This is a genomic window from Gordonia iterans (genome assembly GCF_002993285.1).
Taxonomy (GTDB): Bacteria; Actinomycetota; Actinomycetes; order Mycobacteriales; family Mycobacteriaceae; genus Gordonia; species Gordonia iterans.
Genome location: NZ_CP027433.1, coordinates 3,960,299 through 3,972,473 on the forward strand (window position 1 = coordinate 3,960,299; position 12,175 = coordinate 3,972,473).

At 68.8% G+C, this 12,175-nt stretch carries 14 protein-coding genes and 1 tRNA gene; 5 read left to right on the forward strand and 10 right to left on the reverse strand.

From position 1 onward, the window contains the following. Positions 1-78: 78 nt before the first annotated feature. On the forward strand, positions 79-528 hold the full coding sequence (locus C6V83_RS17915) for a MerR family transcriptional regulator (protein WP_105943559.1): 450 nt from the start codon (positions 79-81) through the stop codon (positions 526-528). 15 nt (positions 529-543) lie between these two features. Continuing rightward, positions 544-1,572, forward strand: coding sequence for an aldo/keto reductase (locus C6V83_RS17920; RefSeq protein WP_105943560.1), 1,029 nt, complete (start codon positions 544-546; stop codon positions 1,570-1,572). 127 nt (positions 1,573-1,699) lie between these two features. Here C6V83_RS17920 and C6V83_RS17925 read toward each other — a convergent pair whose 3' ends face one another. After that, positions 1,700-2,317, reverse strand: coding sequence for a dTDP-4-dehydrorhamnose 3,5-epimerase family protein (locus C6V83_RS17925; protein WP_105943561.1), 618 nt, complete (start codon positions 2,315-2,317; stop codon positions 1,700-1,702). Positions 2,318-2,446: 129 nt separating this feature from the next. After that, complete coding sequence (gene rfbA, locus C6V83_RS17930; RefSeq protein ID WP_105943562.1) at positions 2,447-3,322, reverse strand: glucose-1-phosphate thymidylyltransferase RfbA; 876 nt, start codon at positions 3,320-3,322, stop codon at positions 2,447-2,449. 58 nt (positions 3,323-3,380) lie between these two features. On the opposite strand from rfbA, the gene rfbB reads away from it, so the two are divergent. Both rfbB and galE read left to right on the forward strand, forming a co-directional pair. Further along, on the forward strand, positions 3,381-4,391 hold the full coding sequence (rfbB, locus tag C6V83_RS17935; protein WP_105943563.1) for a dTDP-glucose 4,6-dehydratase: 1,011 nt from the start codon (positions 3,381-3,383) through the stop codon (positions 4,389-4,391). A 289-nt stretch (positions 4,392-4,680) separates the two neighbouring features. Next, entirely contained in the window at positions 4,681-5,697 is a 1,017-nt protein-coding gene (gene galE / locus C6V83_RS17940) for a UDP-glucose 4-epimerase GalE (RefSeq protein ID WP_105943564.1), read from the forward strand. Here galE and C6V83_RS17945 read toward each other — a convergent pair. Then, positions 5,685-6,950, reverse strand: a complete 1,266-nt coding sequence (locus C6V83_RS17945) for an MFS transporter (protein ID WP_105943565.1) — start codon at positions 6,948-6,950, stop codon at positions 5,685-5,687. The genes galE and C6V83_RS17945 overlap by 13 nt on opposite strands. After that, positions 6,947-7,582, reverse strand: coding sequence for a GntR family transcriptional regulator (locus C6V83_RS17950; protein WP_234353800.1), 636 nt, complete (start codon positions 7,580-7,582; stop codon positions 6,947-6,949). The genes C6V83_RS17945 and C6V83_RS17950 overlap by 4 nt, the downstream gene beginning before the upstream one ends. 88 nt (positions 7,583-7,670) lie before the next feature. Here C6V83_RS17950 and C6V83_RS17955 point away from each other — a divergent pair. Continuing rightward, a tRNA-Thr gene (locus tag C6V83_RS17955) sits at positions 7,671-7,743 on the forward strand. A gap of 95 nt (positions 7,744-7,838) precedes the next feature. Here C6V83_RS17955 and C6V83_RS17960 read toward each other — a convergent pair. From C6V83_RS17960 to C6V83_RS18435, 6 genes are all read right to left on the reverse strand, one after another. Further along, entirely contained in the window at positions 7,839-8,729 is an 891-nt protein-coding gene (locus tag C6V83_RS17960; RefSeq protein ID WP_105943567.1) for a recombinase family protein, read from the reverse strand. A 51-nt stretch (positions 8,730-8,780) separates the two neighbouring features. Next, positions 8,781-9,242, reverse strand: a complete 462-nt coding sequence (locus C6V83_RS17965) for a hypothetical protein (RefSeq protein WP_159067563.1) — start codon at positions 9,240-9,242, stop codon at positions 8,781-8,783. Continuing rightward, a complete protein-coding gene (locus C6V83_RS17970) occupies positions 9,242-9,682 on the reverse strand; it encodes a hypothetical protein (protein ID WP_105943569.1) in 441 nt (146 codons plus the stop codon). The genes C6V83_RS17965 and C6V83_RS17970 overlap by 1 nt, the downstream gene beginning before the upstream one ends. Beyond that, positions 9,679-9,924, reverse strand: coding sequence for a holin (locus C6V83_RS17975; RefSeq protein WP_105943570.1), 246 nt, complete (start codon positions 9,922-9,924; stop codon positions 9,679-9,681). Before C6V83_RS17975 ends, C6V83_RS17970 begins: the two co-directional genes overlap by 4 nt. Next, positions 9,921-11,639, reverse strand: coding sequence for a C39 family peptidase (locus tag C6V83_RS17980; RefSeq protein WP_105943571.1), 1,719 nt, complete (start codon positions 11,637-11,639; stop codon positions 9,921-9,923). The genes C6V83_RS17975 and C6V83_RS17980 overlap by 4 nt, the downstream gene beginning before the upstream one ends. 152 nt (positions 11,640-11,791) lie before the next feature. Next, the gene (locus C6V83_RS18435; protein WP_159067564.1) at positions 11,792-11,947 is read right to left on the reverse strand and encodes a hypothetical protein; all 156 of its coding nucleotides are present in this window, start codon (positions 11,945-11,947) and stop codon (positions 11,792-11,794) included. Between the last annotated feature and the right edge of the window lie 228 nt (positions 11,948-12,175).

Consider the following 12,175-nt stretch of genomic DNA (forward strand, 5'->3'; position numbering starts at 1 on the left):
GGTGAGCGAGACGATTCCCACCTGAGCCTTCCCACCGGTGCTTGCGCTGGAGTGCACTCGAAGTCATAGCGTGGCGGCATGCCTGAAGACGACCGCCTCTCCATCGCCGAAGTGTCCGCGCGGACCGGCCTCACCCGCGACACGCTTCGCTGGTACGAGTCCGAGGGCCTGATCCCCGCCGTGCCGCGCAACACCGCCGGCGTCCGGCAGTACGACGACGCCACCGTCCGGATGATCGATCTCCTGGTCCGGCTGCGGCGCACCGGGATGCCGGTCGCCCAGATGCGCGACTTCGTGACCATGGTGGCGCAGGGCGCCCGCACCCACGGCCGCCGGATGCGGCTGCTGGAGGAACACCGGGAGGAGATCGAGTCCCGGATCCGGGAACTCGCCGACGACCTCGACGCCGTCGATCGGAAGGTCGAGCACTACCGGCGGCTGATCGACGCCGGACTCGACTGCGCCGAGCAGACCATCACCGATCCGGGCGAGCGCGCCGAGCAGCGTCGTACTGGCGAGAACGACTGAAAGGAAACAACTTCCATGCACACGACCACGCTGGGCGACGGCCTGGACACTTCCGCAATGGGCTTCGGCGCGATGGCCGTCACGCCGGTCTACGGCGGCACCGACGACGCGACCGCGCTTGCGGTACTGAACGCCGCGGTCGATGCGGGGATCACCTTCATCGACACCGCCGACGTCTACGGCGCACCCGAACCGGGCACCGACGGTCCCGCGGGCACCAACGAGCGGCTCGTCGCACGACTCCTCGCCGACCGGCGCGACGACGTGGTGCTGGCCACCAAGTTCGGGATCACCGGCCGGATCGGCTCGGTGATCGAGGCCGGCGCCAAGCGCACCCGAGGCGACCGCGAGTACGTCCGGCGGTCCTGCGATGCCTCACTGCAGAGGCTCGGGACCGACGTGATCGATCTCTGGTACCTGCACCGTCGGGACCCCGACGTGCCAATCGAGGAGACGGTCGGAGCGATGTCCGACATGGTGGCCGCGGGCAAAGTCCGTCACCTGGGGCTGTCGGAGGTAACTGCACCGGAACTCCATGCTGCCCAATCAGTCTGGCCGATCGCCGCGGTGCAGAGCGAATGGAGCCTGTGGTCGCGTGACGTGGAGAAGCGGGTGGTGCCCGCGTGCGCCGAACTCGGTGTCGGCTTCGTCCCGTACTCACCGCTCGGCCGCGGTTTCCTCACCGGCACGCTGACCCGCGAGCAGGTTGCCGCCGATCTGCGCGGCGCGACCACACGCACCGGCGAGAACTGGGCCGCCAACCAGCAAGTGGTCGACGTCGTGACCGGAGTGGCACGACGCCTCGGCGCCACTAACGCGCAGGTGGCCCTCGCGTGGCTGTATGCGGCAGGACGTCGTGCCGGACTACCAGTGGTGCCGATCCCCGGAACCCGGTCGATCGACCGCCTCGCCGAGAACGCCGCAGCAGTCGATCTGGTGCTCGACGACGATGCCGTCGCCGAGCTCGACGGCGTCGCCGGACTCGTGGTCGGCGACCGCAACATCGTCGCCGATCCGGCCTGGATCTCGTCCGGCCGCGAATGACACCGGCCCATCCGGCGAAACGCGGTAGATGCGGTAGATGACGTCCACGATCCCCGATTCACACCGGGCGGTCTACGTGGTCCGTCCGACGGCTACCAGTCGTCAGTAGCCGTCCGTCGGCGCGGGCTCAGCGGGCGAGCCTCGCCCGATACTCGGCGACCTCGTCGTGCCCGGGCAGCAGGCCCGATTCGGCCGCCTCGGCCAGAGTGGGAGCGTCGCGGTCCTTCTCCGACAGCACGATTTCCATCAGCGTTCCGTCCCGGGCCACCGACGGCCACGGGATCGCGAGGGCGGGATCGAGTGGATCGATGCCGTGCTCGCCGCTCGGGTTGTAGCCGGCCGAGCAGAGATAGGTCACGGTGGATCCGTCCTCCAAGGAGCAGAATGCGTGGCCGAGGCCCTCGGAGAGATACACCGCCTTGCGGTCGGCGTCGTCGAGCAGCACCGCGTCGCACTGGCCGAAGGTGGGCGAACCGAGTCGGATGTCGACGATCACGTCGAGGACCGCCCCCTTCGCGCAGGTGACGTACTTCGCCTGCCCGGGCGGAACGTCGGCGAAGTGGATGCCGCGGATCACACCCGCGGCCGAGACCGAGGTGTTCGCCTGCGCGAGGGTGAACTCATGCCCGACCGCGTCGGACAGCGACTCGGCGGTGAAGCTCTCCAGGAAGACTCCGCGGTCGTCGTCGTACTGCACCGGGGTGAACTCCCACGCTCCGGGGATGGACAGCTCTCGTACCTGCATGTGTTCCTTTCCGGGCAGCGAGCCCGCCTGTCCGTACTGTCACGTAGCTCCTCCGCCAGCGCGGTCGAACGGGAAGCGACCTGCAGTGTCGCACGGCTGACCGGATCCGTACGCCACAGTACGGACAGGTCACAGCTCCGGGCCGCGGTCGAGGACGTCGAGCAGGTAATCCCCGTACCCGGACTTGGCGAGATCGCCTGCCCGGGACCGCAGTTCGTCATCGTTCAAGTAGCCCATCCGCCAGGCGATCTCCTCGGGCACGGCGATCTTCATGCCCTGCCGCTGCTCGACGGTCCGCACGAAGTTGCCGGCATCCAGGAGCGAATCGAAGGTCCCGGTGTCCAGCCAGGCCGTGCCGCGCGGGAGCACCGTGGTGCGCAGACGTCCCTGGCGCAGGTACTCGGCGTTGACATCGGTGATCTCGTACTCGCCGCGAGCCGACGGACGCAGGCCCCGGGCGATCTCGACGACATCGGACGAATAGAAGTACAGCCCCGGGACCGCGTAGCGGGACTTCGGCTCGGCGGGCTTCTCCTCCAGGGAGATCACCCGGCCCTCACCGTCGAACTCGACGACGCCGTACGCCGACGGGTCGGCGACCCGGTAGGCGAAGATCGCGCCGCCGTCGACGTTCCCGAATCCCTGCAACTGGCTGCCCAGACCCGGTCCGTAGAAGATGTTGTCGCCCAGCACGAGCGCGACCGAGTCGTCGCCGATGTGGTCGGCGCCGATCACGAAGGCCTGCGCGAGACCGTTGGGCTCCGGCTGCTCGGCGAACGAGATCGAGATCCCGAAGCGGGAGCCGTCGCCGAGGAGGTACTCGAAGGCGGGGCGGTCGTGCGGGGTGGTGATCACCAAGACGTCACGGATCCCGGCCAGCATCAGCGTGGAGAGCGGGTAGTAGACCATCGGCTTGTCGTAGACCGGCACCAGCTGTTTGCTCACACCCTGCGTGATCGGGTGCAGGCGAGTCCCGGTGCCGCCGGCCAGGATGATTCCGCGCATGCGGCAAGCGTAGCGGTAGAGTCGGCCGCAACGACCACTCGACAAAGGGAAGCCTTAGATGCGCGTGTTGGTGACCGGCGGGGCCGGGTTCATCGGAGCGAACTTCGTCCTGCAGACGCTCGCCACGCGCCCCAGTGCCCAGGTCACCGTGCTCGACAAGTTCACCTATGCCGCCAACCCGCACACCCTGGATCCGGTGGCCGACCGGGTGCGCGTGGTCCGTGGGGACATCGGCGACGACGCCGTCGTCGATCCGCTCGTCGCGGAGTCCGATCTGGTGGTGAACTTCGCCGCCGAGTCGCACAACGACAACTCGCTGCGCGACCCGTCGTCGTTCGTCCAGACGAACCTCGTGGGCACGTTCACGCTGCTGGAGGCGGTGCGCAGGCACGACGTCCGGTTGCACCACGTCAGCACCGACGAGGTGTACGGCGATTTGGACCTCGACGACCCCGCGAAGTTCACCGAGGCCACCGCGTACAACCCGTCGAGCCCGTACAGCTCCACCAAGGCCGGCAGCGATCTGCTGGTGCGCGCCTGGGTCCGCTCGTTCGGCGTGGCCGCGACCCTCTCCAACTGCTCCAACAACTACGGGCCGTACCAGCATGTGGAGAAGCTGATCCCGCGGCAGATCACCAACGTGCTCACCGGCATCCGACCCAAGGTCTACGGCGACGGCCGCAACGTCCGTGACTGGATCCATGTGCACGACCACAACGACGCCGTGTGGGCCGTCATCGAGCGCGGACGGATCGGCGAGACTTATCTGATCGGGGCCGACGGTGAGGTGGACAACCGCACCGTCGTCGAGACCATCCTGGATCTGATGGGGCAGCCCGCCGACGCCTTCGACTTCGTGACCGACCGCCCCGGCCACGACCGCCGGTACGCCATCGACTCGACGCGGCTGCGCACCGAACTCGGCTGGACTCCTCGCTTCACCGACTTCCGGACCGGCCTCGCCGACACCGTCGACTGGTACCGGACCCACAGCGAGTGGTGGGAACCGGTCAAGTCTGCGGTAGAAGCGGAGTACGCGAAGACCCAACGCACCGTCGAGTCTCCATGAGATGTCCGCCCCGAGACCACCCCGGCAGGTGAGCCCCGTCCCCGCCACCTGCCCCGTCCCGCCCTTCGAGCCCGTCCCCGCCCCTCGTCCCCGCCCTTCGAGCCCGTCCCCGCCCCTCGTCCCCGCCCTTCGAGCCCGTCCCCGCCCATTGAGGCCTTACCCGCCCCCGCCCCTTGAGGACTTCTCCGCCCCTTGAGCCTGTCCCCGCCCTGAGACCTTCCCCGCCCCTTGAGGCCTTCCCCGCCCCTTGAGGCCTTCCCCGCCCCTTGAGCCTGTCGAAAGGAATCCCATGCGCGTACTGGTGACTGGAGGAGCCGGCTACATCGGCTCCCACACCGCCCTGCAGCTGCTGGCCGCCGGTCACGAGGTGGTGATCGCCGACGACTTCAGCAACGCCAAGCCCTCGGTGATCGAGCGGATGGAAGCTCTTGCCGGGCAAACGATTCCGGTTCACCGCGTCGACCTGACCGATCGCGCGGCGACCGAGGCGGTGTTTGCGGCCGAGCCGATCGACGCGGTGATCCACTTCGCGGGCTTCAAGGCCGTCGGCGAGTCCGTCGCGCAGCCGCTGGACTACTACGAGAACAACCTGGATTCCACGTTCTCGGTGCTTCGCGCCATGGACACGCACGGGGTCCGGAAATTCGTGTTCTCGTCCTCGGCGACGGTGTACGGCGAGAACCCGGTGCTGCAGCGCACCGAAGACATGCCCACCTCGGCCACCAATCCGTACGGCTGGACCAAGGTGATGATCGAGCAGGTCTTGCGGGACGTCTCGGTGGCTGACGACACCTGGCGGATCGCCGTGCTCCGCTACTTCAACCCGGTCGGCGCACATCCGAGCGGGCAGATCGGCGAGGATCCCAGTGGGTACCCGAACAACCTGATGCCGTTCATCACGCAGGTCGCCGTCGGCCGGCGCGAAAAGCTCTCGGTGTTCGGCGACGATTACGACACCGTCGACGGCACCGGCGTACGGGACTACATCCACGTCGAGGATCTGGCTGCCGGGCACATCGCGGCCCTGGACCGGCTCGACGTCGTCGACGATCCCTGGTCGGTATGGAATCTCGGTACCGGCCAAGGAATTTCGGTACTGCAGCTGGTCGATGCGTTCGCGCGGGCGAGCGGCCGGGACATCCCCTACGAGGTCGCCCCGCGCCGGCCCGGCGACCAAGCCGCCAACTGGGCCGATCCGGCCAAGGCGAATGCCGAGCTCGGCTGGGCGACCACCCGCTCGGTCGACGACATGTGCGCCGACTCGTGGCGCTGGCAGTCGCAGAATCCGAACGGCTATCCGGACTGATCGGCTGACCGCACCAGCACGTCCTCTTCCCGGTGGTCGCGCTTCGCGCCGGTCGGGATCTCGACTCCGATTGACCGGCGGGTGAGGCGGAACCCGCCGAGTACCACTGCCAGGCACAACAAAGCCACGACGGCACCGAAGATCAGCATGGCAGGATAGCCGACGTCGAACCTTCCGTGGATCCACGCCATGATCGCCGGGCTGGCGAAGCCGAGGTAGGTGAGACCGTAGAAGACTGCGGTAAGACCGGCGAGATCGTTCGGGCCCGCCATCCGTTGTGTCGCAAGAAGTCCCGAGATCAGGGTCATGCCGTAGCCGCACCCGAGGAGGGCGGCTGCTGCGATCCCGAGGGGCACGGTGAGGACGCGCGCGGCGACAGCGGCAAGCACCATGCCGGCGGCGACGAGGAGCATCGCGACCACCGTTCCGCGAGGCGACCCGGGCGTGTCCACGCGGCGACCGACGGTCTGCACCACGAATCCGGCGGAGAGCCCGACCAGGCAGCACACGCCCGCGAACACGATCTCCCAGCCGCCGGTCTCCACAGTGAGCAGCGCCGGGATCACCGCGTAGGCCACGGCGCAGGTACCGAACACCCATGGGGCGGCGGGCGCGACCTGGAGCCAGAACTGCGGCTTCAGGGCAGACGGGATCTTCAGGTCGTCGATCAATCGCCCAGCTGCCGAGCCTTCCCGGGTCTCCGCGGTGGGGACGAGCAGTACGAAAGACACGACGGCCAGTGCGATGTTGACCAGGTATGCCAGCTGATTCGGCCACGGTCCCCACTGCGCCAGCACGGCGGCCATCGCCGCGCCGAGCCCGAATCCGGCGGTGAGGCTGAGGGCGGCACGACGAGCCCCGGCGGTGACCGTCGCGCCGTCGCGGTCGGACAGCTCCTTGATCCAGCTGCCGCCCACCGCCATCGCCAGGCCGAGCGCGATGCCGCTGAGCACCCGGCCGGCCGCCAGCAGTGGAACCGAATGAGCACCGGCCGCGAGCAGCGCCGAACCGGCGGCGGCGATGACCGGCGAGGGCAGCATCAATCGGCGGCGGCCGAACCGGTCCGACAGCGGGCCGCCGATGAGCAGCGCCGGAACGATCCCGAGCACATAGGTGAACAGCAGCGCGTCGACCACCACCTCGGACACGTGCGACTGCGACCGATACATCACCAGCAGCGGAGTGAACTCGTTGCCGCCCCACGCCGCGGTGAAGACTGCCAGGCTGACGCCCATCCAGGGCCGCACACTCATCGTCGCGCTCCCGGCAGCTCGTGGACGCCGGCCAGGTGCTCGCGGAGGAGCCGATCGAACGCGTCGGCGTCACCCGCGGCGATCGCGTCGGCCAGGGCGGCATGGTCGTCGCGGATGCGCCGTGCCACCGCAGGGTCGCGGTGCACGCTCGCGGCCGTCATTCGACGACGACGCTCGCCGAGCGACGTGTAGAAGCCGGTGAGGAGGCTGTTGCGTCCGGCTTCGACGATCAGCTGGTGGAACTGCGTGTCGATGCGAGCGAACTCCTCACCGCGGGCACCGTTGTGCTCATCGAGATTCGCACGCAGGGCGGCGACAAGCTCAGCGGCCCCGTCTTCCCGAGCGACGACGTCGCGCACCGCATGCCCCTCGATCAGCAGACGGGCGTCGAGCACCTCGCGTGCTTCACGCTCGCCGATCGGCACGATCAGCGCACCGCGTTTGGGGTACAGGCGCATCCAGCCCTCGGCGGAAAGTCGGAGGAAGGCCTCCCGCACCGGGGTGCGACTCACCTGACAGCGGTCGGCGATCTCGCCTTCGCTGACCAGTTCGCCACCGGCGAGCTCGCAGGTCAGGATGAGTTCCTTGACCTCGTCGTACACCCGCTCCGCGGCTGAATACGCCTTAGACACAAGTTGTACGTTAGCTCGCTCCACCCGGTTTTGCCCAGTCCGAGGGTCAGTCGGTACGATCATTCCCGCTGCCTCTCGCAGGAAGCACGCCGCCTTAGCTCAGTCGGCAGAGCGATTCACTCGTAATGAATAGGTCGGGGGTTCGATTCCCCCAGGCGGCTCGGAGAACGGCCAGGTCAGAGACGTTTTCTGACCTGGCCTTCGTCGTTCCGGGACACTCGATCCCCGGAATATCCCCGGAATTGGATCACGGCAATCACGTCTCCGACTCCTTCCACACGATGTCGAGGCGGTCGGCGCCCGTGCGGCCGGGTTTGCGGGCGGCGACGTCGACGTGGTCGATGAGGAGGTTGAGGACGGCGCGGTGGTCTTTCATCGTCGCGTCGGTCCACCACTGCACCACATCAGCCGGGGCGAGAGACGGCATGGCCTTGGCGACCACCGCGGCGTCGAGGGCTGCCTCCGCTTCGGCCTTGCGGCGGCGTGCTGCGGCCATGCCGGCCTCGAAGGCCGCAGGGTTCCCGCCCGCACCGAACTCCTCGGCGAGGCGCACCATCCGGGCGTCGCAGTCAGCGATGATGTCGCGTTGCGCGTCGACGCTGTGGAGGGCGGCCGAGAGGGCGTCGAGCCAGCCAGTCGAGGTCAACCGGACGAGGACGCGTTCGGTGATCTCAGTTTCGGCGATCGCCTGCTGGATGCGGACACCCTTACAGTCGGTGTCTCCGCACGAGAACGCGTCCCCGCCGGTCCAGTAGAGCGGGCCGCCGCAGCGTCCGCATCGCAGCAGCCCCGCGAGGAGAGTTTCGCGGTGCCGGGTGGGCGCGAACCGCTGCCGGTCTTCGCTGCGCATGACCGCCTGCAGGGCGTTCCAGGTGTCCAGGTCGAGAATCGGGGGCGCGTCGGGATTGTCGATCAGCTGGCCGTCGCGGGCCTGCCGCTTCCCGATGAGGCGCGGGTTCTTGAGGAGCCTGCCGAGGGTCGGGGTGGACCATCGGGCGCCGGTCACGGTCGGTATGCCGCGCTCGTTGAGGTCTTTGACGAGGTGGGCTGTCGGTGTGCCGGCGATGGTCTTGGTGGCGAGGTCGCGGATTACGTCGGCTTCGGCTGGGACGATCTGGCCGCCGTCCCATCCGTATGCGCGACTCACGACCGACCGATCCGATAGGTAAACGTCATGACTGTAACCTACCGGATCGGGTCAGATGAGGTCGCGGAGTCGCTCAGGCGGATCTGGTATCGGGTGGTCGGGGTCGATGCGGCGGATCGCGTCGACCAGCACCCGGATGTACCCGATCGCCGCCCACATCCGCTGATTCGCCAACGTCAGGCTCGCTTTGAGTTCGGCGACTTCGGCGCGGACTTCGGCGATCTGGGCGCGGTGCTGCTCACGGTCACGCTCGGCGTCGGCGGCCAGGCCCTCGTACCGGCGGGTCAACCGGGCGATCTCGGCGTCATCGATCCGCGCCGACGGTGGGTCCGTCATCTCCAAGAGTTTCCGGGTCTTCCGTGTCTGCCACCAGCGGCCTGCCGCGCCGAGGGCACCGGGGAGCGCCGCGGCGGTCTTGGTGAACAGCAGCGACAGGCCGGCGGGGCCGCCGACGAGCATGAGGAGCAGCCACACCGGCCACGGCACCCCGGCTGGCGGGGTGTCCCAGTCCATCAGACCTCCCGGCGGCAGGGCTGCACGCACTCCGGCGGCGGTTCGACCTGCATCCAGTAGCCGAGCGCGGCACCCCACGACGCGATCCCGACCGCCGCGTACAGCCACGGCCACCGGAAACCGCCGTCTCCGTCGATCGTCTCGACGGCGATACCGGCGCTGAGGGTGATCATCAGGGCGCCGCCGACGTGGAGGCCGCCGATCGCGACGTGCCGCCACCGGCCGACGTAGCCGACGAGGGTGAGGAGCCCGGACACTACGAGCGCGAGACCCCACACCCAGATCGGGGCTGCTAGCTCGATCTGGGTGAGCGCGGTCGACGACTCGCCGAGCAGGTAGTCGACGCCGACGACGAGCACCGACAGCGGGATCACGCCGACGACGACGGTGCGCCACCGCTCGGGGATGAGTGGCCGCCATTGGCCGCGGCGGATCCTCACGGCTCGCGCCGCCGCTTCCCGACGTACGACTCCTCCGCTGGCCGGCCGCCGACCGGTCCCGGGAACGCGATGCTCGAGACCACCGAGACGAGGGCGGCCCCGCCAGCGAGGCCGAGGGACTGGGCCCAGTCGATGTCGAGGAGGTTGACCTGCCCGCCTGCCCAGGCGGCGATGAGAGTCTGCGCCGCGGTCCGCAGCGCGCGGTCGGCGAGGTCCTGCCAGTAGGCGCGGGTGAACATCATGCTGCGATCTCCTTGGTGTCGATGAGGACTGCGACGCCGGACGGCGACCAGATGAGGCGGCCGTGCTCGAAGTGCTGGACCAGGTTGTCGGTGCCGGGCACCTTCTCCTCAGCGGAGGTCGGCCAGCCGAGCGGACCCTGCTCGGAGCCGTTCGCTCGGTAGGCGTCGTAGATTCGGCCCCACACCGCCCAGCCGCGCGCGCTGCCGTTCTTCCGGAACAGGACGCCGCCCTCGAAGGCCTGCACCGCACCGTTGGTGACCACGGTGTGCGCGAGGATCGGGAAGCCGAGCGGCCCCTGCTCCCACCGGTAGTCCGCACCCCAGGTCTCGAACAGACCGGACCCGGGGATCTGCGGGTCGGCGTGCGGGACGGCGAACGCCTGCCGGGTGCCGGTCTTCCAGTAGATGTGCCCTCGCTCGTACGGCACGAACCGGCCGACCTCGCGGCCGTCGCGGCGGATGATCGTCTCTCCGGCGGCGCCGACCGGGGCCAGGCGCTTCCCGATCCACCCGGCGGCGCGGGCGGCCTCGGCGTCGATCAGGTTCGCCGGCACGCTGGCGGGCTGCACGAACGCGGCGACGTCGGCGGCGAACACGTCCCATGGGAATCCGCTGCCGACGTCGGTGTGGTTCCCGATCCCGAGCGCCTCGGTCACGTACTTGTGATCGGAGATCCCCGAGCCGCGCTTGTACGGGCCCGGACGCAGCACCTCGACCGAGATCCCGGCCTTGCGGGCCTCGCGGACGGCGATGTAGGCGGCGACCCGGATGTCGTCGCGGCGCTTCAACCACTCCTCGCGCGACCACTCGGCGAAGCTGGCCGCGAAGCACAGGTTGATCGTGTAGGCGTTCGCGTCGAGCACGCTCCACGACGCGCGTGAGGTGTCGACGATCTGGATGAGCTCGCCGCCCCCGAGGATGTAGTGGTAACTAGCCTGGTTGGCCGGGTTCTTGCAGTAGTTCGCCAGAGCGCGCGCACCGCCGGTCGACTGCGAGGTGTGCAACAGGAAGTTGATCGGTGACCTCGTGCGCGGCGAGTGTGACTGCCCGATATCCCGGGTCTCGGTGAACTTCGGGATCGCCGGGGCGGCCGGTGCCGGCGCGGGCGCCGGAGCAGTCGCCGCGGCCGCGGTGGAGTAGCTGTATCCCTTCGGCGGAATCAGCGACGCCAGCGAGTCCAGCGTCGCCCACCACCCGAACGGCGAGAAGCCCGGGTCGGCGACCCACACCTTCCGCCCTCCGACGTCGGAGTAGCCCATGATCGCGACGTAATGCCAGACCGTGCCGGTCCCGTAGTTCGGGGCGACCGTGGACGGCGCGGCGATCTTCCACCGATTCGATCGCGGGGAGACGATGTTCGCGACCATGCCGTAGCCAGCGTCAATCGAGCGCCGCAGATGATTCCACAGCTGGTCCTTGAGTGCCTGCGTGGGCGGGTCCTTCGGGTACTCGACCGTGACCATCTTCGCGGCCGGCGCATAGTCGTTGAGGACCCTGGTGACCTGCCCGATGTGGTCGGTGCCGTCGCCGTCGTCGTACACCTCGCCGCGGCCGTTGACGTTGCCCTCGTACCGCTCCAGGCGCAGCATGAGCTCGCGTTCGGACTTGACGATGCCGCGCGCGTTGAGGGCGATCTGCACCGACGCTGGTCCGCACCACCAGCCGGTCTCCTGCGGGACGATCTTGCGGTCGTAGGCGAGAACCTTCTCTGCCATGGGGGCCTCCGGGTCGACGATGTCGCCCGGCCCACGGCCAGCAGCAGATGACGTGCGCTGGAACGAGAACCGGGACCGAGCCCGGCCCCAACCGCCAGCAGCACTACGCATACCAGGGTAACCCGGCCTGCCCTGTCAGCTAATCGGACGACTCATCGTGTCGGCGTCGTCGGCAGAGCGTCGCGGAGCACGGCGTCGATCCGGTCGAGGCGCGCGAGGTCGCCGGGTGTGAGCGGTGCGGGTTCTTCGCGGGCGGCGAGGTCGCGGATCTGGTCGCCGATGGGCTGGGTGCGGGTGAAGTCGTCCATGCAGGGTTAGACGCAGCGGCGAGCGGTTCGGTTCCATCGAATCCGACTCAATGCATACATGTCCGGGCATACGGTGAGGCATGGACGGTATCGAGGACCATGGCCTGATTGAGCGGTGTCCCGAGTGCGGCGTCGGCGTCGTCACGGAGAGTTCTCGCCCGCTCGGCGTTCGGGGATACGGATCCGGGCCCCGAGTATTCGAAGTGACTCAGACGTGCTCCGCCGGGT

Coding starts and splice junctions, on each gene's coding strand:
- C6V83_RS17915 (WP_105943559.1), top strand. CDS start 79: ATGCCTGAAGACGACCGCCTCTCCATCGCCGAAGTGTCCGCGCGGACC.
- C6V83_RS17920 (WP_105943560.1), top strand. CDS start 544: ATGCACACGACCACGCTGGGCGACGGCCTGGACACTTCCGCAATGGGC.
- C6V83_RS17925 (WP_105943561.1), bottom strand. CDS start 2,317: ATGCAGGTACGAGAGCTGTCCATCCCCGGAGCGTGGGAGTTCACCCCG.
- rfbA (WP_105943562.1), bottom strand. CDS start 3,322: ATGCGCGGAATCATCCTGGCCGGCGGCACCGGGACTCGCCTGCACCCG.
- rfbB (WP_105943563.1), top strand. CDS start 3,381: ATGCGCGTGTTGGTGACCGGCGGGGCCGGGTTCATCGGAGCGAACTTC.
- galE (WP_105943564.1), top strand. CDS start 4,681: ATGCGCGTACTGGTGACTGGAGGAGCCGGCTACATCGGCTCCCACACC.
- C6V83_RS17945 (WP_105943565.1), bottom strand. CDS start 6,950: ATGAGTGTGCGGCCCTGGATGGGCGTCAGCCTGGCAGTCTTCACCGCG.
- C6V83_RS17965 (WP_159067563.1), bottom strand. CDS start 9,242: ATGGACTGGGACACCCCGCCAGCCGGGGTGCCGTGGCCGGTGTGGCTG.
- C6V83_RS17975 (WP_105943570.1), bottom strand. CDS start 9,924: ATGATGTTCACCCGCGCCTACTGGCAGGACCTCGCCGACCGCGCGCTG.
- C6V83_RS17980 (WP_105943571.1), bottom strand. CDS start 11,639: ATGGCAGAGAAGGTTCTCGCCTACGACCGCAAGATCGTCCCGCAGGAG.
- C6V83_RS18435 (WP_159067564.1), bottom strand. CDS start 11,947: ATGGACGACTTCACCCGCACCCAGCCCATCGGCGACCAGATCCGCGAC.